Here is a 20,238-nt window from a genome sequence, read left to right on the forward strand (position 1 = left end):
ATGTTTCCTGAACCCCCGCTCGGTAATTTCCCCCCGGGGCTTCAGGACTGGATTGATTGTTATTTACACCGCTTCACGCATCGGTTGACTACTGACGTTTATGACATCCCTTGTGTATCGTTCCATCGCCACCTTATGGCCAGGCGACACGTCAATCATTTCCTGAGGGGCTGGCGAATCACCCACCGGAAATACCGGGTCTGGAACTTCGTCGGTAATCAATTCGAAGGTTTTCTGGCGACGGGTTGAGAAATCAATCTGTGGTATGGCTGCCAGCAGCTTACGGGTATAGCTGTGTTGCGTATTCTCGAAAATGGCGCGGCGATGACCCACTTCCACCAGTTGCCCCTTGGTCATGACCAGTACACGGTGGCAGACACGTTCGATAACGGCCATATCGTGGGATATGAAAATAAAGGACACACCGAGGTCGCGCTGAAGTTCCATCATCAGGTTCAGCACGGTGGCCTGTACGGATACATCCAGTGCGGAAACCGACTCATCGGCAACGATGATTTTCGGGTTGGTGGTCAATGCCCGGGCAATATTGACCCTTTGCAGCATGCCGCCGGAAAACTCATGGGGATAATGGCGGTACAGCTCTGGTGCAATGCCTACCTGCTGCAGCAGTTCTTTGGCACGAATCTCCCTTTCTGCCGAGGTCATTTCCGGGCAGTGAATGATGAGAGGTTCTTCTACTGCCGCGCCGATGGTCATACGGGGGTTCAGTGACGCCAGGGGATCCTGGAAAATAAACGAGATATCTTTCCGAATCAGTTCACGCTGCTCAGGCGTTGGCTCCAGCAGATTGATATCACCATAATGCACGTCACCCGTCGCTTCTGTCAGCAGGCCGAGAATGGCGTTTCCGATGGTAGATTTACCGGAACCGGATTCACCCACGATTCCCAGGGTTTCGCCGTGGTAGAGATCAAACGACACATTGGCAACCGCATGAATTTGATGAGTTACCTGCCCGAAGAAATTGTGACGGCGGGGAAATATTACCTGCAGGTTGCTGGCGGTAAGAATAGGCTTCTGGCTGTAGTCCACCTGATGCCCGTCAATCTGTGCAACGTTACCACCTTTACCCGCCAGCTCTTCTTCCATGGTCAGTACCGGGAACGAGCGAGGCAGATCGGTTCCGCTCATTTCTCCCAACTTTGGGGCTGCGGCGAGCAGGGCTCGGGTATAGGCGTGTTGTGGTGAGGTGAAGATCTGCTCCAGCGTACCGGTTTCCACCAGTTCACCTTTGTACATTACGGCCACGCGGTCGGCGATTTCATACACCACGCCCATATCATGAGTAATGAATATGACCGCCATGTTCAATTCTTTCTGCAGCTCTTTAATCAGACCCAGTATCTGTGCCTGAATGGTCACATCCAGTGCAGTGGTCGGCTCATCGGCAATCAACAGTTTGGGTTTGCAGGCCAGTGCCATGGCAATCATGACCCGCTGCCGCATACCACCAGACAGCTGGTGAGGATAAACGGAAAGAATCTTGCGACCACTGGGAACTCGAACCAGGTCCAGAAGCCTGCCAGCCTCTTCCAGAGAATCCTTCATGGTTTTGTTCTGGTGAATACAGATGGCTTCGGCAATCTGTTTGCCGACGGTCATCACCGGGTTAAGTGAGGTCATTGGGTCCTGGAAGATCATGGAGATCTGATCCCCCCGGATCTCTTCCAGTTCTGTTTGTTTCAGGCTGACCAGATCCAGTCCATTGTTCTCAATGGCGGTATCATCAGCTGTCCCCTTATGCAGCCAGATGGAGCCATGAACATCGGCTCTTTCCCCCAGCAGGCCCATAATGGACTTGCTGAAAACCGACTTGCCAGAACCGGACTCTCCCACAATGGCCAGTATTTCGTTGTATGCCATGCCGATGTTAATGTCTTTCAACACCTGTTTTGTCCCCAGCAAGGTGTCGAAATTCACATTGAGATGACGTGTTTCTAATAATTTACTCACATGACAGTCCAAATTTTTTGCCCCTGATTCATAGGCAAGCTTGCCTCTACGGGGTGATCGCTATTGGAAATTGCAGCCACGGGCTCTTTTGAGCTTCTCAGATTTTGTTGTTCATTTATTCAGCAAAAAATGCTGAAAATTATTTTTTAATCAGTTGTATTTCGTATTTTTTTTATATTTTTAGCTAAATTTTCATCAGGGAAAAATAGGTATATTTCGCATCTGCTGATGTTTAAGGGTGTTTCTGGCTGGATGTGGAGAGGGATAAATCAGGCCTTTTGGGTAATAGTCTGGCTATTTATCTTGTCAGGAAATACGGTGTAACCGAGGAATATCGTGCTCATTTAAATGGGAATGAAATAGTAGAATGATCTGCTGCTCTTTTGAAAAGCAGGATAAAGAACCATGATGATTTTTGTTTTTCAGCTTGAACATCTATCTATTCAGTCGCTGCTCTTATAGACACCGACTCCCGAATAATCGTCTTTCGGTTGACGCAAAATTGAGCGTTTTAACTTTAGTGTCATGTGCTGTTATTCTCCCGCTCATTGTTTTAAAAAAATGTCGATTTGTACACTATGTGTGCAATGTAACGGGAAGTCATAAAAGATGTCTGAGTCCGTCAGTCGGGAAACACTTGAAAAGGCCAAACTCAATCAGGAAACCTCAAAAATAGCCTGGTCTGAACTGCAGCGTTACTTTGCCCAAGGTGTTGTGCTTTGTGTGGATGATTCACTGGATCTGATTGATGTTGGCTACCAGATCTCAGTCGATAATAAGTCAGCGGTAGAAGCCTGGGTGGAACAGGGCGTATTGGGAGCGGTTAGTGATGAACAGGCACAGTCCTGGTTTGCAGACGACCGTGATCTGTGGGCTGTTGTGGTTAGACCCTGGGTGCTTGTTCAGGAAAGAGAACAGGAATTGTCATAGGAGCTGTTTTGAGAAAAGAAAGGAGATAACAGTCTGAATGCTGGAGATTGCTGACGGTATCATCATTACCGAAGATGACATTGAGTTCAGTTATATTCGAGCCCAGGGCGCGGGAGGCCAGAATGTCAACAAGGTCTCTTCCGCTGTCCATCTGCGCTTTGATATCCGGGCTTCCTCATTGCCCGAGTTTTATAAAGAGCGATTGCTTGCTTTCCGCGATGCCCGTATTACCCGGGAAGGTATTATCATCATCAAGGCGCAGCGGTTCCGCACCCAGGAAAAGAATCGTGAAGATGCCTTATTGAGACTCAAAGAGCTGATCAGTAAGGCAACTGTTGTTCATAAACAGCGTAAGGCTACCCGTCCGACTCTGGCCTCAAAAAAACGGCGTGTTGATCAGAAAAAGCGACGGGCCCAGACGAAAACATTGCGTGGTCGAATTGATCATTGATTTGGGATTACCATGACTCCTGCTATTAATGCGCTGAAAAAAGCCAAAGCCATCCATCAGGTTCACCAATATCACCACGACCCCAACAGCCAGTCCTATGGTGAGGAGGCGGTTGAAAAAATGGGGCAGGACCCTCAGCGGGTCTTTAAAACCCTGATGGTGAAACTGGACGGTAAGCAACTGGCCGTCGCGGTGGTACCGGTAGCCGCTAAACTGGACTTAAAAGCCATGGCCGGTGCCTGTGGCGCAAAAAAGGCAGCAATGGCGGAGCAACAGGAAGCGGAGCGGAGCACTGGCTATATTCTTGGCGGCATCAGTCCACTGGGCCAGAAAAAGCGTTTGCCTACAGTAGTAAACAGCAGTGCAGCGTCCTTTGATACGATGTTTGTCAGTGCGGGGCGTCGAGGTCTTGAAATTGAACTGGCTCCTGCTGATCTGGTCAGGCTGACTTCAGGTCGCTTGGCTGACATTGCTAAATGACGGACATGTGACCAGGTGGTCATTCACCAGCCCCATAGCCTGCATATAGGCATAACAAAAGACCACAGCACACTGGTCGCCGAGTATGTCTCTGGCATCAATAATGTGTTTCCCCCGATGGTCGCTGCTCCTGACCAGTGCCGTGACTCCGGCGGTAAGAAGTCCGGGATCAACAATTAGTGGTAAATTAATGCGGTTTTACTGGTTATCAGGTCTATAGAGCAAATAAGTCTGGCGTCGTATTACTTTGACGCCAGTCCCAAGTAATAGTTACAAATATGACTGAAATGTAATCGATACACTCTAAGCTGCGATTCGTCTCAACTCAATCTTGACCCGATTCTTGGAATTTGGACACTCGAAGACCTGGATATCTGAACCTGGTTTGGATGAAGCGGAATCACTGAATTGAAGTGCCATTATTGATTCATGAATGTTGCTGTAGAAAAAACCACAGAAGTCACCGCATTTACGGAAACCCAACTCAAACTCATACCCCGGCTTCATACCAATCGTACAGGGGGCCTCGCTGGAAATGACTTTGGCAATAATTTTGTTCCCGACCGATGGGAAATTGATATGCGGCTTGTCTGCTGGCTTTGTGGCCAATTCCTTGGCTATGACATTAGAGGATGCGATACCAACACCAACACCAACCAGTCCATTTTTCACGAACTCACGTCTATTCATTGCTGATTTTCTCCTTAGCTGTTGAATAATATCTCGAGTAATACTTGAACCTCATGAACTTGACCTTGTGCTGTTGGTTCATTCCTATTTAGACTTTTTAGAAAAAAATTGTGACATGAAAAATGGAAAAAGTTGCTTTGCTGCCCGGGTTTTGGTCAGCCAGGTCTTGAAATAGCCCTTCATTAACGTGTTCCATATGGTCAGTAACTGTCCTTAAATAACTTCAACATTTCAACAAACGCTACCCGCCGCCCGCTCCCCGAAAAAGCCGAAGCCGCCTGTGCGTTTGCGGGCAGCGGGCGGCGGCTTTTTTACAAATCCTGGTAAAATGACGAAGTTATTCCGGGACCAATCCTTAGCTACTTATATCTGGCTTCGGATTTAAGTTATTATCGAGCGTTTGCTGATGCTCAGCACCATCGAGGCCGTGGTCAAAAACCAGGCATCATCGTCTGAGTTTTTTTATTTAGATTTTTCCGGAAAAAGTCTAAATAAAAAAATTGAAACGGAAAAACTACTCAATGAGTTTAAATCTCGAGCAATATGTCAAGCTTGCAAAGAATGGAGATCAAGAGGCACTTGATGCCATTATCTGTAGCATCAAAGAGAATATCTATGGTTTGGCATTGAGAATGTTAAACCATCCGGAAGATGCCGAAGATCAAACACATGAAATTTTAATCAAAGTGATTACGCACCTGAGCGACTTTCGGGAAGAGAGTCGCTTTAACACCTGGGTTTACCAAATTGCCTGTAATCACCTGCTAACAAAACGCAAATATCAAAGTACACACCCAGAGCTAACATTCGATTCTCTCGGGGAAATTATTTCTACTGTCACCATTGATGCTCCACCCTTGGAGGTTTCTGATCCGGAAAGAGGTCTCCTGCTGGAGGAAGTCAGGCTCAAGTGTATGCAGGGTGCTCTGACCTGTCTGGAAAAGGATGTGCGAGTGGCTTTTATACTTGGCGAAACCTATGGTGTTACCAGCAAAGAGGGCGCATTTATATTGGGAATCACTCCTGAAGCGTTCAGGACTCGTCTTTCTCGAGGCAGGAAGTCGTTACAGAAATTTATGACAAACAACTGTGGGTTAGTGAATAAGAAAAATACCTGTCAGTGTCACCAGCATGCCGCGAGAGCTATAAAACAAGGTAAAACAGTGTCTGAAAAAGACACCATTTTAATAAAAGAAGTCGCAGACACTGGTAGAAGCGCATTACTGGCTCATTTAGATGAGTTTTCCGAAATTGATCGCGCCATAGAAATGTTTCGTCAGTATCCAGAGTACCAGTCTCCGGATTCATTTTCCCATATTATAAGTGGCTTGATTGGCTCTGGTAGATATAACGTTTTTAACTAGCGATTAGAAAAGAAAAAGAATTTATTTGTTCTGTAGCAGTGCCAGAATTTTTTATTCTGGCACCCTCTCGCTAGAATTGTGCGGGATATCGCCCGATACCGCACATACTGTTATCTCCCAGCGAGCAACTCCAGATATGCTCTATTTTTGTCAACTAAATTGCTTCAGTCGTTGACATCAATCGGTTCGATATTGTTATTAATTGGTGTGATTGTTATCTGCTTTGGTTAAATAGGATGGGCAACTGACCAGATGGTCATTTACCAGCCCCATGGCCTGCATATAGGCATAACAGATGGTACTGCCCACAAAGCTGAAACCGCGTTTTTTCAGGTCTTTACTCATCCGGTCTGAAATATCGGTGGTGGCCGGTACTTCGCTCATTGACTGTCGATGGTTGATGATGGGCTGGTGGTTTACAAACGACCAGAGGTACTGGTTGAAGCTGCCAAACTCCTCCTGAACCCTGATAAACGCCCTGGCATTCTTAACAGCACTCTGGATCTTCAGTCGGTTGCGAATAATGCCCTCATCCAACATCAGCGTTTCAACATCCTGTTCTGTCATTCTGGCGATTTGTTGAACATCAAATTGATGAAACGCTTTCCGGTAGCCTTCCCTGCGCTTCAGGATGGTGATCCAGCTCAAACCTGCCTGGGCTCCTTCCAGAATCAGGAATTCAAAGAGTTTCTGATCGTCATGGCAGGGAACGCCCCACTCATCATCATGGTATCGGGTATAGAGTTCATCGCCATGACACCAGCTGCATCGAGAATCGCTCAAGAGAAAAAACTCCGTTTGTTAGGCGCTTTCAAATAGGGTTTGCCTGCCAATTACACCAGAAACCGCATTTATTTGCAGTTTTCTGGCTCCTGATAGCAATGGCAGTTAAGATAGTTGTTTACTTTGTTAAAGGCGTAAACAGATGAAGATAGCCAAAGAGAAAGTGGCTCTGTTCCATTACACTCTGAAAAATGATGCAGGAGAGGTTCTCGACAGTTCTGAAGGCGAGTCTCCCATGGCTTATCTTCATGGGGAGCATAATATTGTAGAAGGTCTTGAAAATGCCCTCGAAGGCAAGCAGGCCGGAGACAAGTTTGAAGTGGTTGTTGAGCCTGCTGAAGGCTATGGTGAGTACGACGAAAGCCTGGTTCAGCCGGTACCAAAAGAACAGTTTGGTGACCATCCGGTAGAGGTGGGTAACCAGTTTCATGCCGATACTGCCATTGGCCCACGTATTGTAACTGTGGTCGCTATTGATGACGAAGGTGACCAGGTTGTGATCGATGCTAACCACTCGCTGGCGGGTGAGAATCTGCACTTCAGTATTGAAGTGGTTGAGGTTCGTGAAGCTACCAAGGAAGAGCTGGACCATGGTCATGTGCATGGACCGGGTGGGCATGTTCACTGATGATAAAAAAAACCGGCATTTGCCGGTTTTTTTTATGTCGATATGATCTTCTGGCATTGATTAGATGGTTATGTACACGGCATGCCGGGTTTTATGGTGAGTGAGCAACTGAATATTGGTTAGCACACCACTCTCCACCATGGACCGGAAACTGGCGGCTATTCTCATTTTCTGCAGGTCATCCTGATGTTCCCACAGGCCCAGCTCCTCCATCAGCACCCGGATCTTAAAGGTCTCACCTTTTTGCATGGCGTCTATTACGTGCTGTAACGGTGCTAACAGAAGGTTCAGGCGCATACCTCTCTCCTTACCAATTCGTTTTTCCCAAGTCGCTCAGAGCACTGCTTTAAAAAATCTGGTTGTTATAAATGCTCTGCTTATATCTGCAGAATCTATAACTATGGCTCCGGAAATGATTTTTGACCGTTAGACCTTCGTTTGAGTCACTTGATCACGATCTGAACCTGCGGCCTCGTCAATATGGGTTATATACAAGCATTCATGTATGTATGTAAAATTATAAATAGATACTAATATGCAAAAAATAAGCAGAAGCCCATGAAATTCAGCAAAGTTGTTGTCATCAGTCTGGTGCTGGCAGGTCTGGCACTGGCCGGTTATCGAATTCAAAGCAGTGGTGACTCTGCTGCCGTGGTTTATGAGACGCCACCGGTTCGTGTTGATGTGATGCAGGTCGTTCCGGGAGAGCTGTCGGCCTGGGCTTTTGCAGAAGGCACCGTGGAGGCCTTGCAAAAGGCATTTCTCAACTTTGAACAGCCTGGGAAGGTGGTACACATTGGCACTCTGGCTGATGGCTCTTCATCGGCTGAAGGCTCTCCACTGCGTGAAGGCGTTCGTGTTTTTGGCCCCAATGATGATGTCCGCTTAGGGCAGTTGCTGGCCAGAATTGATAACCGGGAAAATACGGCCGAAGTGGTTGCTTTGGAGGCCCGGCTACAGTCTGCCAGAGAGCGGCGGAAAGAAGCCGAGGCCGGTGTTCATATGGCCCAGAATGATAAGCAACAGGCTGAAAAAGATTTTGCCCGGATTGAAGCGATCTACAAAAAAGGTGTGGTATCCAGAGATGAGTATGATCGCTATCGAACCGGAATGCTCAATGCCCAGGTGGGCGTTGAAGCAGCAGAAAGCAGCCTGCAAGCCGCACGTTCTGAAGAGAAAGGGGTGGCAGCAGACCTGAACCGGGCTACGGTCAACCTTGAAAAAACCAGCCTGTTTGCTCCGTTTGATGGCGTGATCACGGCAATGAATGTGCTGCAGGATAATTACTATTACCCTCCGGCAGGCATCAGTACCAACAGGGAGCGGGAAGCGACCAGTGCGATTGTGGTAGTAGACGACAGTCGTTATGAAATCAGTCTTGAGGTTGCTGAAGCGGAAGCGCGTTCCATTCAGGAAGGTCAGCCTGTCTATCTGGCTCAGGATGACCGAATACTTTATGACTCTGTCGATGAAGGGTTTGATCAGCGAGGAGTGGTAAAAGGCAGCGTCTGGTCCGTAAGCCCCGCCCTCAGCCTTCAGAATCGCTCACGACAGGTGAAGGTCAGGACTGAGGGGGATGCCCAGGCCATACAGGATGGCATGTTTGTCCGAGCCTGGATTGCCACCGAACAGAAAACCGATGTCCTAACGCTGCCCTGGCAGGCAATCTCATTCCGTGATGGCAAGCCCTATGTGTTCGTGGTTAAGCCGGATAATCGGGTTGAGCTGCGCTGGTTGTCTATTGGTATTCAGGGGTTATTGAACCTGGAAGTGGTTGATGGTCTCCATAATGGTGACCGGGTTGTGGTTCGTGGTCAGCACCTTCTGGCTGATGACAGTTCTGTTAACGTTATTAATGAGCTGAAGGCAGGAGGCGCTGAATGAACTGGCTGTCTCGAAAGCTCTTTCTGCAGACGCTCTTTGCCCGCCTGTTACTCGGGCTATTTTTACTCTCTGGTGTGTTGTCCTATAACACCATGGTTCGTGAGAACTACCCGGATCTTGAAATTCCCAAAGCGTTGATCACCGTCTCCTGGCCAGGTGCTGCTCCGGAGCAGGTTGAGAAAGAGGTGACCAAACCGCTGGAAGATGAAATTCGCAGCGTTAAGGGGTTAAAGACATTTGCCAGTGGTTCCTACCATTCTTACTCAATGGTGGCTGTTGAGTTTGAGGCTGATATGCCGGTTGCCGAGGCACTCCAGCGGCTGCGTGCCAAGGTAGACAAAGCTGAAAGTCAGTTTCCATCAGAAGCGGATATTGATAAGCCGGAAATTGAGGAGATGTCCGTTGCCGATATGCCGGTGATCAGCCTGGTGCTTCATGGTAACGTTGATGACCTGATTCTGACGGATGTTGCGAAGCGTCTTGAGTCCCAGTTTGAAACCATTCCCACCGTTAAGAAGGTGACGCTGGGGGGAATGCGGGAGAAGAGTCTTCATATACGACTAAAACCATATAAGTTGAGAGAGCTGGGGATTTCACCGCTGTTGGTCAGAGATCGACTTCAGGCTGCAAATCAGGACATGGCATGGGGTGAGTTTGAAGGCAGTGAAAGTACCTTTACACTCTATCTTGCCGGGCGTTTTGACAGCGTTGAAAAACTCAAAAAACTGCCCATCACACGGTTTGATGAAAACCGTCCGGTCAGACTTGGTGAGATTGCTGATGTCAGTCTGAGGCTGGACCGGGAAAAAAGCCGCAACTATTTCAGTCTTGATCACGGTGAGTTTACCCGTGGTATTACTCTGGATATCACCAAACGTCCCGGTGAAGATACATTTGCAGTTATCGGAGCTGCAGAGCGGCTGGCTGATCAGGTTGTCAGAAGTGATACCTGGCCCCAGGGGCTTCAGCTCACTAAGGTAACCGATGACGGTGAACTGATTGAGCTGGCGTTTGAGGATATCTCCGGCTCCATGTATCAGGCAGTCATTATTGTTTTTGTTGTCCTGATGTTCCTGCTGACCTGGCGAGAAGCGCTGATTGCTGGTATTGCACTTCCGGTGACCTTATTGGCCACACTGGCCGGTATGGCAGTGCTCGGTTATACCCTGAGTTCGACAGTGCTGGTCGGTATGGTGCTGGCGCTGGGGTTGCTGGTGGATGTGTACATCCTGGTGATGGAAGGCATGCACGATGGGCTCTATGTCCGTAAACAGTCTTTTTCACAGGCAGCGCTCTCAACGGTTAAAACGTTCCTGTTACCCGCCACTGCCGGACAGCTGACCACTATCCTGGCGATGGTTCCCTTAATGCTGGTCGGTGGGATTCCCGGTAAGTTTATCCGAATACTGCCCATGACCATTACCATCAGTCTGCTGGTCAGTTTGCTGGTTGCTTTTCTGGTCTGTATACCACTCTCCCGGTATCTGCTGGAAAAAGACTCCGGCCGTTCCAGAGAACTGCTTATTGACCGTTTGAGCATGAAGTACCGGGGACAACTGACTAACTGGTTGCTGGTTGCCGTGTTAAAAAACCGTATTACCGCCATTTCCTGGGTCGCTGGTGCTTTTGGGTTGTTTGTCCTGAGCCTGCTGGCAGCTGGGCAGCTGCCGGTGATGATGTTTTCGGAAAGCGATGACCGTAAAATTGGTGTTGCGATCCAGTTAGGGCCAGATGCAACGCTGGAGCAGGCTCAGCAGGTTGCCGACAAGGCGGGGGCTTATCTACGGGAACAGCCCTGGATTGAGAAGAATATCGCTTATGTAGGAGAGAAAAGTCCGGTGACCAGCAGCTCGCTGAATGAAGCACTGCTGCCATCCAAGGCCTACAATCAGGTGGGGTTTACCGCCATCCTGGTACCCCGGAAAGACCGGGGCCGTATATCGTTTGAATACCTTGATGACATCCGTGAGGGGTTGAATGAGGCGCTCAGCGGCGAAGCCGGGCTGGAAATATTCCTGACCCATGTGGGGGGTAATCCCTACAATGCGGCTCCGGTTCAGATTGAAATTCTGGGTGAGGACTATGGTCTGCTCCGTGATATTTCTGGGGAAGTTCGTAGCAGGCTTTCCCAGATCCCTGGAGCCCAGGGAGTGCGTGATAACCTGGGAGCTGCACACCGGGAAATTCGCTTTCGTCTGATACCAGAGCGTTTAAGTTTTCACGGGCTTTCTGAGCACAGTGTTGCCCAGCAGATACGAATGGCAATGGAAGAAGACGACTTTGGTCGTTTCAAAGTGCCCGGTATACAGGATGATCCGGACATCCGGATCAGCATGGCCTGGGCCAGCCGTGGCGGTGAGCTTGGCAGTCCCCAACATATTGCCGAAATGCAGCTGATGAGGGTAATAACGGATGATGGGCGAAGTGTGCCTTTGCTGGATCTTGCTGAATATGAGTTGATGGCTGCACCACAGGTTTATGTTCATACTGATGGCCAGAGAGCGGTAACGGTGCAGGCAAGAGCTGAAGGACAGACGGCAACCACTATTATGAAAGCGATGATTCCTCATCTGGAAGCGATGAAGCGTGAATGGCCTATTGGCTATGATTATCGACTGGCGGGTGAAATGGAGTCTACGGATGAAAGCTATGGCAGCATGGGGGGAGCCATGCTCCTGGCCATGGGGATGATTTTTGTCCTGCTGACTCTGATGTTCAACTCCATGCGCCAGCCATTGATTATTCTTCTGGTGGTTCCCCTGGCATTAACCGGAACCTTTATTGGCTACTTTCTTGCGGAAATACCAATGTCGTTTATTGGTTTGATGGGCGTCGTCTCCCTGGCTGGTATTGCGGTGAATAACGGTATTGTTCTGATTGAAACCATGAACAGTCACCGGAAGTCCGGTTTGTCGGTGGCGAACTCTGCGGCAAGAGGAGCCGCTGATCGCCTGCGTCCGGTAATCAGCACCAGTTTAACCACTGTGCTTGGCCTGATCCCTCTGGCCAGCAGTGATCCCCAGTGGTATCCACTGTGTATGGCGATTATTTTTGGCCTGGCGGCTTCTACTGTTTTTGCCATGGTGGTGGTTCCTGCGCTGTATGTATTATTAACCTCTGAGGTGAAAGCTACTGTTGCCAGCTCTGATAATAGCTCTGAAAAAGGTGCTGAATTACCTGGATTTCAGGCAGGTTAAAAATTATGGCTCGTCGTACAAAGGAAGATGCTGAGAAAACACGGCTTCAGCTGCTGGAAACTGCGCTGGCGCTGTTCAGTGAAAAAGGAATTGCCAATGTCACTCTGGCTCAGATCGCCAGTACTGCCGGTGTAACCCGGGGGGCTATTTACTGGCACTTTAAAGACAAGTCCCAGATGCTGGAGGCTCTCTGGGAAAGGGTCTTTGATCCACTCGATCAGCATTTTGCCGCTCAGCTGGAAGCCGATGATGAGGACCCACTGGATGTGCTGTGTAATCTTGGTAAGCGGGTTCTGCAGGAAGTTGCCACTAATCTGCAATTTCAGCAGGTGTGCCGGATCAGCCAGCAGGCGGCCTTTGATCTGCAGATGCTTGAGCGGTGGAATCAGTTCTGTTTGAGAAGTCAGAGGGAAGTTACTCTGCTGATGCAAAGGGCCCAGGAACGAGGGTTGTTAAGGGAGAACATAACACCTGAGGCAGCATCACTGGTTGCCAGCGGTTGTTTTCATGGGGTTATTGAACGTTGGCTCTCTGTTGGTGGGACCATAGATCTTGAGCTGGAAGGGGATGTTATTGCTGATACGGTTTTTGACGGCCTGAGGCGATAAGCAAAGCGCTCAACTCATTATATGAGTTGAGCACCTGGATCAGTTTCAGCCAATAAAGGGGCTGAGCAGAAGGTAAAGATAACGTGCAGCGACACCGGCACAGATACCACCAATCGTGTGAGCCAGAATGGCTTTTGATGTCAGCTGGCGGAAGCCAAGGGAGTCCAGCATGGCTGTATGCGTGCTCAGGTAACCACTCCAGCACATGCCCATGGCGGTAAATACCGCGATATCACTGCCACTGATAATGCCCTGACTGATAAAGTTGGGTACCAGTGACATGGCTGCACCGACGGCGCCCAGTGAGGTAATGGGGAAAGCAACCAGCTCAGCGTGGTCAAAGCCGAAGAGCAGCTCAAATAGCCAGGTAACATGACTGGCCAGTTTTGGTAGCAGAGCGACCCCTTCAAATGCACCACCGGTGTAGCCTGTTGTAGGCGCACCAAACGTCAGCACCATAACGAACGTACTGATGATTAATACACCGGGAATAATCGCTACCCCCATTTTGACGCCGCCTTTACCACCATCCAGCAGGGCATTGAGGAATCTCAACCAGACTGGGTCTGTGGAACTGTGGTCATCCAGCAGTTCGCTGTGAGTATCTTTAATACTGAGCTCATGAAGTCGGGAATCATTGCGGATAAAGCGCTGCATCAGGCGTGTAGATATGACTGCGCCAAAGAGAGCACCTGCCAGACCGATCATTGCTGGTATAAAGTAGGTGGCACCGGTTTCACTGTTCTGCAGTGTGGCCATAAACGTGATGACAATAAGGCCCATACCAAAAGAGGTACCGAAGTTGGTCAGAGAAATGATCTCATAAGCCTTGAATGAATGGCTGAAACGGCGATCTTTGGCCAGTCCAATGATTGCAGGATTGTCTGAGAAAAAGGTCATCATGGCCGCCATGGCAGCACGACCGGGGAGATTGAACACTGGCCTCATCAATGGCACCAGCATCCGTTCGATCAGAGAAATAACATGAAACTCCATCAGCAAACGGCCTGCTGCACCGGTCAAAACGGTAATTCCCATCAGGAACAATACGGTGTTTAACAGAAGTTGGTGTGCGGTGTTAAAGAGGGTGTTGAACATGTGGGTAACACCCATGGTCTGGCCAAGGTAGCCAAACAGAAGCCCTGCCAGGATAAGAAGGACTATGGGTTCAACAATCTGGCGCACACCCGTTGACGTTTCTGATTTGGTCGAGACAGCATCACTCATAGACATACCAGCAAGCGAGATAATGATAAACTATCAATGATAGCTAATCTTGATAACTTTAGGATATTGGTATTACCCTTATACCAATCCCACCGAATTCAACCATTTGCCAACATACGGTATCCCGAAAAGATAAGGGGGTCTGAACTCTCTGACAGCATGGGGTACTCCACCGTCTTCAAAATTTCTATACGCAATGAAAGCTTTGGTTTCTTGTAGACAAATAGGGCAGTCACTATGAATTTCAGGCTTTAAGTGCTCTTTGGCAGCTCTTTCATTTGATGCCCTCATCTCCAAAATTTGAATAAGCTCGCTGTTTTTTAATCTTCCGTTTCTGACCTGCTCTTCCAAAAATATCTCAACAGGAGTTTTATGCTTATGCACTTCTGTTGCTAACTGATGATAGTGACTACCTGTTTTATTAAACTCGCTTTCTAGATCCTGAGGGAGAATGCCATATAAGTCGGGCGGGGTGAATGAGTTGTCCTTTATTGTATTAAAGTGTGTCTTGATGCATTCATGGTCAAAAACGTGCTTGCAATCCAGTTGAATGTATTGAGGAGATATGTCAGACAAACATATGCCGCACCGTTCATTTTCTACTTGCGTAATCTTACGAGAGGCTAATTTTTTTTGCTGCTCTGAATACTCGTTATCTGATGGGCGTTGATTAAAAAAGTAGTCATGGCAGTAGTTTGCAGCGGCCAGGATGAATGTTCCGGTACTGCTGATTCCACGAGCAGCCAGCTTCGCAATGTAAGCTATTGGGGAAAGCACTGGGGTTACGGTAATGGCAACCACTTTAGAAAAATAAAGCCAACTTTCTGTATCTACAGCGTCTACTGAACCGGTGCTTGATCTATGAACGTCTGGATTCAGTGCAGGCCCAGATGAAACTGTGAGATTGGTTGTTGGTGTTGGCATGCAGTTTATATTACTCAAAATTACTTTAGCTTTGAGACAATAGTTTTGTATATAAAGTTCCCGGTTAAGATTGAATAGATATATCAGATAAATGCTTTGAGGTGCTCTGGATGAGATCGGCTTTGAGCTCATCCAGAGCTTTCGCTTGTTCTAAAGGGGTCAGTGCTCTCGGGTAGTTCGGAAGGTAACATCCGGGTAGCGTTCTTCAGCCAGGGAAAGATTAACTCTGGTGGGTGCTAGATAAGTCAGATGGCCGCCACCATCAATGGCGAGGTTTTCAGCGCACTTACGCTTGAACTCTTCCAGCTTTTTATTGTCACTGCAATCAATCCAGCGAGCGGTATTCACATTCACAGGTTCATAGATCGCTTCAACTTTGTATTCGTCTTTGAGTCGGCGCATTACCACATCAAACTGGAGTACACCCACTGCCCCGAGGATCAGGTCATTATTGTTAACCGGCATGAATAGCTGAGTGGCACCCTCTTCTGAGAGTTGTTGGAGGCCTTTTTGCAGCTGTTTCAGTTTTAACGGATCTCGCAGACGAACCCGGCGAAACATCTCGGGAGCAAAGTGCGGGATACCCATAAATTTCAGCATTTCACCTTGGGTAAAGGTATCCCCAATCTGAATAGTTCCGTGGTTGTGCAGACCGATGATATCACCTGATATTGCTTCATCCACATGGGAGCGATCGCCTGCCAGGAACGTTACCGCATCAGCAATTTTAACGTCCTTGCCAATACGAACATGCTTCATTTTCATGTTCCGGGTGTATTTGCCGGAACAGATTCTCAGAAAGGCAATACGGTCTCGATGTTTGGGATCCATATTGGCCTGAATTTTAAAGACAAACCCTGAGAAATTCTCTTCATTGGCAGAAACTTTTCGCTCATTGGTTTCCCGGGGCATGGGTGATGGAGCCCACTTCACAAAGTCATCCAGCATTTCCCGGACGCCGAAGTTGGCCAGTGCGGTACCAAAGAATACCGGAGTCATACGACCGGCAAGGTACTCTTCCAGATCAAATTCATGACTGGCTCCTCTCACCAGTTCAATTTCCTCCATCAAGTCTTCATGCAGATCGCCCAGCAGGGTTCTGGCTTCTTCTGATTCCAGTCCTTTGATCTGGATATCTTCAGGAACCACACTGGCCTGACCGGGCTTGAACACATGAATGGTATCGGTATAGAGGTTATAAACCCCTTTGAACTGTTTGCCCATGCCGATAGGCCAGGTAATAGGAGCACACTGAATTTTCAGAATGTCTTCAATTTCATCCAGTACTTCAATCTGGTCACGGACTTCACGGTCCATTTTATTAACGAAGGTGAAGATTGGCGTATCCCGCAGGCGACAGACTTCCATCAATTTTATGGTTCGATCTTCGACACCTTTGGCGCCATCGATAACCATAAGGCAGCTGTCTACAGCAGTCAGTGTCCGGTAAGTATCCTCGGAGAAGTCTTCGTGCCCTGGGGTGTCCAGAAGGTTTACTGTACGACCGTGATAGGGGAATTGCATAACCGAAGTGGTGATGGAGATACCCCGCTCCTGCTCCATCTTCATCCAGTCGGAGGTTGCCATACGCCCACTTTTGCGGCCTTTTACCGTACCGGCAAGCTGAATAGCGCCACCCAGCAGCAGGAGCTTTTCGGTAATGGTGGTTTTACCGGCATCTGGGTGGGAGATGATAGCGAATGTGCGTCTGGCTTCGACTTCCCGGGTGAGTGATGACATGTTTGTGTTCCAAATTGTGTACGCATCTCTGTACACAATGGGATGTGTACAAAATGACAAATATGTAAAAGCTGTGTGAATTATCCAAATCGGTGAGATGACTGCAAGCTGATAAACGGTATTTCCTGTTATGCGCAGTACTTCTCTAAAGTGCATCAAGCATAACGTTTAAACTATTCCGCTTATGAGAAAACAGGATTTATTACAGGAGCACTTCAAAAACAGGTATTGAGGTAAAAACCACGATATTAGTTGGCAGGTTGAAAATCCGTTATCAAGGAGGTTGGTTTATGATACCAGCTGTAAAAGTCAAGCCACTCAGGATAGGATGGCGAGGTTATCAACTCGTACTCTTCCTGATTTTCGATTGTACGTACAATTTTTGATGAAATTGCACCAGCTTTTAAGCCGTTTGTTACCTCTCGTTTGATGTTTACTGTGACTTGTTCATTCGTTTTCCCTGAATGCGGATCGAAACGAGTAAAAGTAACATCTACGTCAACAGGGTAGTCGGCAACTCCCCACCAGTTCTCCTGGTCAATGAGTAGGAAGCGGCCATGAGCGTTTATTTTATGGTCGAACATGTTGTGCTCAATGGCGGAATGTTTGGCCTTTTCATTGTCATTAAAATCGGAATACTGGATGACATCGCCATGAGCAGCACTGTAACCGGTAATTTTCCAGGGAGAGTCTTTGGGGACTTCAATGGCTGTCAGGCTGGCTGCACCGAGATATGGCCAGAGAGCTGTGGATGTAGAGTAAGCTGCGTTTGCAACCATAGTTACCATCATGGCCATTGCTGCAACGCCAATGAGTCCATCATATACTCTGTCATTGAACGCTAAGCCATGCTGAGGGTCATAGCCAAAAGGGTAGGATAATACCCCCCAATGATTATGCTCTATAGCGGGACTGTCTGGGGTTTGGTCGCTTTCGGTAGTGTAGTAACGGTTTAGTTTTAAACCGTAAAGCTCCATATGGCGATAATCAATCGGATAGAGTGCAGGTTTTAGCGTTGTGAGTATAGGAAAGCTAGAAGCAAATGCATTTGGCTGAGAGAAAATAGCCAAAGTAAATAATAAGGATTTTAACGCTGCTTTTGCCTGATTTTTAGTAGTTATTATGAATAGCATTTTCAATCCTAATTTGTTGTATTTTATAAAATTGTCTGTTCTCAGATTGTCATGTAGTTTAAGTTTGAATCTTTTTTTGAAAAAAAGTTCCATGCTTTTTATTTTTTCTTGAGGCTTGCCGGATCGTATTTGGATAGTTTGGAAGGTGAACGTCGAGATGGCTTTAAGTTTTCTTGATTTGTTTGTTGGTTTTTTCAGACAGTTATCATGGGAAAAGCTGGGTTCGCTCTTTATTGGCGTTTTTTACAATGAATGGGGCTGTGATTTTGGTTTGTAAGTTGTTATTTTTTCTTAACAATGGATGTACAAGTACTTACTTGCTGGGTGGGAAATGGTAAGTACTGTTGGGGACTGTTTATTAATATCAGCAGGGTGAACTAGTTCAGCAAACTGATAATGAGAAGCTTTGAAACCGCTGTTGAGGATAGCTCGCTTAATATAAAGCCCACCCAAAATGCTGTAGTGATAATGAGAAGTGGCTCTAGAATTGACATCACATTAATAAAGCCTTGACTCATCCCCAATGTTTTATAAAGCCGTACCTCTTGTTTTCTCTCCTGTAAGTTGCTGATTAATGCGTAAAAAAGAGTTAATAAACAGAGTCCAAGGGTGATAAAAGACATTAAAATCAGGCCGGCAGTAGCTTTATTAACATAGTTATAGAGGGTGTCCAGTTCTTTGGCTGGAATGGCGGCTGTAATATTCAGCTCCTTCTCTGCAGCCAGTTTGGTCAATGTTTCTTCCATAGCTAAAAGGGCTATGCGATCCCTAAGCTTTACGCTTATAAAAGAAATATCGTCAGGACTGAACCAGCTTACTGCATAGTCGCTAGCATGGCTTTTTCTTGCCTCTATCAATCCATCCAAGGATACAAAGACCATATCATCCTGAAAGGTGTGTTTTTGAGGAAGAATATCAATGATAGTAAATGCTTTCTTGTACTCTTGCTCTATTGATGGATCATTTCCATCGGCAATAGTAATCCTGTCGTTGATTTTATAACCAAGCTGTTTCGCTATGTTTGCACCGATATATGCCCACATTGGAGAGTCATTGGATGATGGTGTTTCAGAGGTATTCAGCTGTTGTTTTTTCTCCTGCGTAATATGAGAGTTTGATTGTTGCTGGGTTAGTTGTTTTATCCCTTCAGGGCTGGTGCCAATAACCGTGATTCCGCGATGGGTCTCCCCGTAGGCATAGGGTATGGCGTATTCAATTTCTGGGTGTTTTATCAACTCATTCAGTGTTTCCAGACTTATGGCTGGTGGTGGGGATCCCACCTGGAATAATGAGAATAAGACAAGTGGCAGGGGAGAAGATTCCTTGCCAAGGATCAAGTCACTTTTCAGTGAATAATGATCAATATTTTCCGTTAACTGTCCCTTTATATTCTGAAAAAGAAACAGAAGGTAAAAGCCAAATGCCAGGACAGCCAGCATGGTCACTGTGTTTTTTTTCCGATAAGCCATACTTTTCATCACATGTTGAAAAGTAATTTGTGTATTGCTGAGCCAGTTAACGTTTACCATAGCTTGGCCACCTGCTTGGAACGGTTGATTTTTGACATATCAAGACAGCGGTCAAACCCCGGGTATGGGGTATGGTCAACACAAATTAATGTTTGTTCATGCTCTTTGGTTGATTGCAATAACATGTCATACATGGTTTTTCGAGCCAGTGGATCAAGTGCTGATGCTGCCTCATCGGCCAGAATGATGGATGGGGTGCCAATCAGAGCCCGGGCAATAGCTACTCTTTGCTGTTGACCAATGCTGAGTGTTCCAGTGCTCTGGCGAAGTAGCTCGGGGTTCTCCATTTTTAGTGCGGCCATGAGTTGATAAGCTTCATAATTAGCCGTGGTCTGCTGCGTTTCCAGCCGTTGCTGTCGTAACTCGGACAGGCGACAGGGGAGTAAAATGTTTTCTAAAGGGTTCAGATAGGGAATCAACGTTGGCTGCTGAAAAATGTAGCCAACATGTCCTGCCCGGAATTTTTCCCGGTTGGCTCTGGAAAGGCTGTCCATTCGCTGTCCCAGTATTTCGATCTTCCCGCTATCAGGCATAAGTAAGCCTGCCAGCAATTGAAGTAAGCTGGTCTTGCCTGAGCCATTTAACCCGGTAATTTGAAGGCGTTCACCTTTGTTCACGGTAAATAATGGTATAGAGAGGCAGTGTTTCTTTTCTCTACTCAGCTCTAAATTCTCTATGATCACCGTCTGGTTCATG

Annotated in this window: 20 protein-coding genes; 9 read left to right on the forward strand and 11 right to left on the reverse strand. The window is 47.4% G+C overall.

Annotated elements, in window-relative coordinates:
• Nucleotides 1–63 precede the first annotated feature (63 nt).
• The gene (locus tag ACOCLE_RS00400; RefSeq protein ID WP_419535048.1) at nucleotides 64–1,974 is read right to left on the reverse strand and encodes a dipeptide ABC transporter ATP-binding protein; all 1,911 of its coding nucleotides are present in this window, start codon (nucleotides 1,972–1,974) and stop codon (nucleotides 64–66) included.
• Nucleotides 1,975–2,583: 609 nt separating this feature from the next.
• Between ACOCLE_RS00400 and ACOCLE_RS00405 the strand changes: the two genes are divergently transcribed.
• Genes ACOCLE_RS00405 through ybaK form a run of 3 tightly spaced genes read left to right on the forward strand, consistent with a single transcriptional unit; the run spans nucleotide 2,584 to nucleotide 3,835 of the window.
• Nucleotides 2,584–2,904 (forward strand): DUF2288 domain-containing protein, encoded by a 321-nt coding sequence (locus ACOCLE_RS00405; RefSeq protein ID WP_419535049.1) that lies wholly within the window; start codon nucleotides 2,584–2,586, stop codon nucleotides 2,902–2,904.
• Nucleotides 2,905–2,941: 37 nt separating this feature from the next.
• The gene (gene arfB, locus ACOCLE_RS00410; protein ID WP_066014182.1) at nucleotides 2,942–3,355 is read left to right on the forward strand and encodes an alternative ribosome rescue aminoacyl-tRNA hydrolase ArfB; all 414 of its coding nucleotides are present in this window, start codon (nucleotides 2,942–2,944) and stop codon (nucleotides 3,353–3,355) included.
• A gap of 12 nt (nucleotides 3,356–3,367) precedes the next feature.
• Nucleotides 3,368–3,835, forward strand: coding sequence for a Cys-tRNA(Pro) deacylase (gene ybaK / locus ACOCLE_RS00415; protein ID WP_419535050.1), 468 nt, complete (start codon nucleotides 3,368–3,370; stop codon nucleotides 3,833–3,835).
• Here ybaK and ACOCLE_RS00420 read toward each other — a convergent pair.
• Nucleotides 3,806–3,880 (reverse strand): hypothetical protein, encoded by a 75-nt coding sequence (locus ACOCLE_RS00420; protein ID WP_419537272.1) that lies wholly within the window; start codon nucleotides 3,878–3,880, stop codon nucleotides 3,806–3,808. The two genes, ybaK and ACOCLE_RS00420, sit on opposite strands and share 30 nt — an antisense overlap.
• Between ACOCLE_RS00420 and ACOCLE_RS00425 the strand changes: the two genes are divergently transcribed.
• Nucleotides 3,851–4,015: a hypothetical protein gene (locus ACOCLE_RS00425; protein ID WP_419537283.1), complete on the forward strand. Its 165-nt coding sequence runs from the start codon at nucleotides 3,851–3,853 to the stop codon at nucleotides 4,013–4,015. The two genes, ACOCLE_RS00420 and ACOCLE_RS00425, sit on opposite strands and share 30 nt — an antisense overlap.
• A 123-nt stretch (nucleotides 4,016–4,138) precedes the next feature.
• On the opposite strand, the gene ACOCLE_RS00430 is transcribed toward ACOCLE_RS00425, so the two are convergent.
• Nucleotides 4,139–4,525 carry a TIGR04076 family protein gene (locus ACOCLE_RS00430; RefSeq protein ID WP_419535051.1) on the reverse strand — a complete coding sequence of 129 codons (387 nt, stop codon included), beginning with the start codon at nucleotides 4,523–4,525 and terminating at the stop codon, nucleotides 4,139–4,141.
• Nucleotides 4,526–5,046: 521 nt separating this feature from the next.
• Between ACOCLE_RS00430 and ACOCLE_RS00435 the strand changes: the two genes are divergently transcribed.
• A complete protein-coding gene (locus ACOCLE_RS00435) occupies nucleotides 5,047–5,889 on the forward strand; it encodes an RNA polymerase sigma factor (RefSeq protein WP_419535052.1) in 843 nt (280 codons plus the stop codon).
• A 198-nt stretch (nucleotides 5,890–6,087) separates the two neighbouring features.
• Here ACOCLE_RS00435 and ACOCLE_RS00440 read toward each other — a convergent pair whose 3' ends face one another.
• Nucleotides 6,088–6,672, reverse strand: a complete 585-nt coding sequence (locus ACOCLE_RS00440; RefSeq protein ID WP_419535053.1) for a DNA-3-methyladenine glycosylase I — start codon at nucleotides 6,670–6,672, stop codon at nucleotides 6,088–6,090.
• A 142-nt stretch (nucleotides 6,673–6,814) separates the two neighbouring features.
• Here ACOCLE_RS00440 and ACOCLE_RS00445 point away from each other — a divergent pair, with 142 nt between their 5' ends.
• Nucleotides 6,815–7,300 carry an FKBP-type peptidyl-prolyl cis-trans isomerase gene (locus ACOCLE_RS00445; RefSeq protein WP_066014177.1) on the forward strand — a complete coding sequence of 162 codons (486 nt, stop codon included), beginning with the start codon at nucleotides 6,815–6,817 and terminating at the stop codon, nucleotides 7,298–7,300.
• Between the two features lie 60 nt (nucleotides 7,301–7,360).
• Here ACOCLE_RS00445 and ACOCLE_RS00450 read toward each other — a convergent pair whose 3' ends face one another.
• Entirely contained in the window at nucleotides 7,361–7,597 is a 237-nt protein-coding gene (locus ACOCLE_RS00450; protein WP_066014176.1) for a hypothetical protein, read from the reverse strand.
• Between the two features lie 261 nt (nucleotides 7,598–7,858).
• On the opposite strand from ACOCLE_RS00450, the gene ACOCLE_RS00455 reads away from it, so the two are divergent.
• From ACOCLE_RS00455 to ACOCLE_RS00465, 3 genes are read left to right on the forward strand one after another with little or no spacing between them, the layout of a single operon-like run.
• On the forward strand, nucleotides 7,859–9,184 hold the full coding sequence (locus ACOCLE_RS00455; RefSeq protein WP_419535054.1) for an efflux RND transporter periplasmic adaptor subunit: 1,326 nt from the start codon (nucleotides 7,859–7,861) through the stop codon (nucleotides 9,182–9,184).
• The gene (locus tag ACOCLE_RS00460; RefSeq protein ID WP_419535055.1) at nucleotides 9,181–12,381 is read left to right on the forward strand and encodes an efflux RND transporter permease subunit; all 3,201 of its coding nucleotides are present in this window, start codon (nucleotides 9,181–9,183) and stop codon (nucleotides 12,379–12,381) included. Before ACOCLE_RS00455 ends, ACOCLE_RS00460 begins: the two co-directional genes overlap by 4 nt.
• A 5-nt stretch (nucleotides 12,382–12,386) precedes the next feature.
• Nucleotides 12,387–12,989, forward strand: a complete 603-nt coding sequence (locus tag ACOCLE_RS00465) for a TetR family transcriptional regulator (protein ID WP_419535056.1) — start codon at nucleotides 12,387–12,389, stop codon at nucleotides 12,987–12,989.
• A 45-nt stretch (nucleotides 12,990–13,034) separates the two neighbouring features.
• Here the strand turns inward: ACOCLE_RS00465 and ACOCLE_RS00470 are convergent, their stop codons facing one another.
• The 6 genes from ACOCLE_RS00470 to ACOCLE_RS00495 all read right to left on the reverse strand — a co-directional run bounded on the left by ACOCLE_RS00470 (nucleotide 13,035) and on the right by ACOCLE_RS00495 (nucleotide 20,237).
• Nucleotides 13,035–14,216 (reverse strand): nucleoside recognition domain-containing protein, encoded by a 1,182-nt coding sequence (locus ACOCLE_RS00470; protein ID WP_419535057.1) that lies wholly within the window; start codon nucleotides 14,214–14,216, stop codon nucleotides 13,035–13,037.
• Nucleotides 14,217–14,294: 78 nt separating this feature from the next.
• Entirely contained in the window at nucleotides 14,295–15,272 is a 978-nt protein-coding gene (locus ACOCLE_RS00475; RefSeq protein WP_419535058.1) for an RING finger protein, read from the reverse strand.
• A 27-nt stretch (nucleotides 15,273–15,299) separates the two neighbouring features.
• The gene (locus tag ACOCLE_RS00480) at nucleotides 15,300–16,880 is read right to left on the reverse strand and encodes a peptide chain release factor 3 (RefSeq protein ID WP_419535059.1); all 1,581 of its coding nucleotides are present in this window, start codon (nucleotides 16,878–16,880) and stop codon (nucleotides 15,300–15,302) included.
• Nucleotides 16,881–17,128: 248 nt separating this feature from the next.
• Nucleotides 17,129–18,106: a hypothetical protein gene (locus ACOCLE_RS00485; protein WP_419535060.1), complete on the reverse strand. Its 978-nt coding sequence runs from the start codon at nucleotides 18,104–18,106 to the stop codon at nucleotides 17,129–17,131.
• A gap of 284 nt (nucleotides 18,107–18,390) precedes the next feature.
• Complete coding sequence (locus tag ACOCLE_RS00490) at nucleotides 18,391–19,542, reverse strand: ABC transporter permease (RefSeq protein ID WP_419535061.1); 1,152 nt, start codon at nucleotides 19,540–19,542, stop codon at nucleotides 18,391–18,393.
• Entirely contained in the window at nucleotides 19,536–20,237 is a 702-nt protein-coding gene (locus tag ACOCLE_RS00495; protein ID WP_419535062.1) for an ATP-binding cassette domain-containing protein, read from the reverse strand. The genes ACOCLE_RS00490 and ACOCLE_RS00495 overlap by 7 nt, the downstream gene beginning before the upstream one ends.
• Between the last annotated feature and the right edge of the window lies 1 nt (nucleotide 20,238).

Source organism: Endozoicomonas sp. (assembly GCF_965196975.1).
Classification (GTDB): Bacteria; Pseudomonadota; Gammaproteobacteria; order Pseudomonadales; family Endozoicomonadaceae; genus Endozoicomonas.